Below are 2,243 nucleotides of genomic sequence, written 5' to 3' on the forward strand. Positions count from 1 at the left end.
AAATAAAAATAAATACTTCTTATCCAGAGTGGTGGAGGGAAAGGCCCTGTGAAACCCAGCAACCGGTATATTTTTTATATACTATGGTGCTAAGTCCTGCAGCAATTATGCTGAAAGATAAGTATAAATTATAGCCTATAAAGCCTGAGTTTATACTCAGGCTTTATTTATTTAGGGGATTAAGGATGGAAGTTTAATAAGGGGGAGAATTTTATGAAAATAGCTATACTTGGGTACGGAACAGTTGGAAAAGGTCTAGTGGATTTAATAGACAATAACAAAGAAAAAAGAAATATAAAAATTCAAAGTATATTAGTAAGAGATAAAAACAAATATAAAGAATCAAAATATGCACATTTAATTACTGACAATATAGAAGATGTATTTAATAAAGAATTCGATATTTTAGTTGAATTAATAGGTGGATTACATCCAGCTTATGAATATATAAAAAGAGCTTTAGAAGATAAAATAAATGTAGTTACAGCGAATAAAGATATGTTAGCTGAATATGGTGATAAACTTGTAACAATAGCTAAAGAAAATCATGTAAGCTTAAGGTTTGAAGCATCAGTAGGTGGGGGAATACCAGTTATTAAACCTTTAACAGAGTCATTAGAAGGAAATATAATCCATAATATGTATGCAATATTAAATGGAACTACAAATTTTATACTTAGCAAAATGTATGATGAAGGATTATCTTACGAAGAAGTTTTAAAAGAAGCACAACAATTAGGATTTGCAGAAGCTAATCCAGAAGCAGATGTGGAAGGTTATGATGCTGCTAGAAAATTATCTATTTTATCAACACTAGCTTATGATAGAAGAGTATATTGGAAAGATTTTTATTTGGAAGGAATATCAAAAATAGATATGAAAGATATTCATTATGCTAAGAAAATGGGATGTAAAATAAAGTTAGTTGGTCAAAGTAAGTTAGACGATAAGAAGGTAAGCGGATTTGTAAGACCTGTTCTTGTAGATAATAATAGTTTGCTTTCAAGGGTAGATAATGAATACAATATAGTGGTATTCAATGGAGATTCTGTGGGAGAGGTTTCATTTGTAGGAAAAGGTGCTGGAAAAGAAGCTACTGGAAGTTCTGTGTATTCAGATGTGATAGATATATTTGATAATAGACTATGTAATATTGATTCATTTACTAAAGAAAAAATAAAAGTTGAAAAGATAATAAGAAATAATTGCCAAGCACTATTAAGATTTAAGTCACCTAAAACAGAGGAAATATTAGAATTTATAAATACTTATGTGGATTCTTATGATATAGTTGATAGCAATGATGATGAACTTGTAATTATGGTATATGTCAACTCTGAATATAAAATAAATAATATTTTACGTTTAATAAAAGATGAAGGATATTGCAAAGAAAGTAAAAAGTTATTAAAAATTAGTTAATATTTGTTTTTCTCATACAGATTATATAGATAATTCAATCTCTAATTATTGCATGTATTTTTTATATTAGTTTTCTAAAATTTGATTTATATATATTAGTATGTGTGCTACTATCCTATTAAGGAAAAATCTAATTCTTTAAGGGGGACTATTTTTATAATGAGTGATGATATTAAAATTATAAAAAAAGAGGTCAAATCTTTTTTATTAATTAATTTTGGACTGATAGCTTTTATATCTATCTTTATATTTATTTCTTTATCAAAAGCAAATTCCAGTGATTTTTTGGTAGACTTTGGTGTACTATTTATGTATATTCCCGCATTTTCCGCAATTGTTGTTTTAAGAAGAATTTCTAATTATGACTTTAATCCAGAAGTAAATAAGTTTTTTAAGGTTTTTGCTATTACTACACTTGTAAGGATAGTTATTTCTATATGTCAATCATTATTTATTAATAGCATTTGGATTTCCTCAATAATGGATTTAATTATGTCTGCGTATTTTTTATATTTTGTTTTAGTAAATAGATATGAGTTTGAAGATTTGAATTTATCTTTAGGAAAAAACTCAAAAAAACTCATGTTTGTAATATTATTATTTATAATAATTATTATAGGTAGTAGTATACCTAGTCTTATATCTACAAGTATTGATTCAATGGATATGGGTGAAAATATTGTTACAGCTATGATGAGTGCAATTTCTAATTTTTTATTTGGATTTAATTTATTTTTCGGAGAAGAATTTGGATGGAGATATTTTTTACAACCTAGATTACAAAAGCTTCATGGTAAAAGATGGGGTGTAATAATATTAGG

At 26.6% G+C, this 2,243-nt stretch carries 2 protein-coding genes and 1 riboswitch; both genes read left to right on the top strand.

The window, feature by feature from the left end; all coding sequences use genetic code 11:
- Positions 1-16 precede the first annotated feature (16 nt).
- Positions 17-124: riboswitch (SAM riboswitch) on the top strand.
- A gap of 89 nt (positions 125-213) precedes the next feature.
- Positions 214-1,422, top strand: coding sequence for a homoserine dehydrogenase (locus J7G74_RS16435; RefSeq protein WP_297137392.1), 1,209 nt, complete (start codon positions 214-216; stop codon positions 1,420-1,422).
- 159 nt (positions 1,423-1,581) lie between these two features.
- A partial coding sequence (locus J7G74_RS16440) for a CPBP family intramembrane metalloprotease (protein WP_297137394.1) occupies positions 1,582-2,243 on the top strand: 662 nt, incomplete at its 3' end.

The organism is Terrisporobacter sp. (assembly GCF_017888745.1).
Lineage (GTDB): Bacteria > Bacillota > Clostridia > Peptostreptococcales > Peptostreptococcaceae > Terrisporobacter.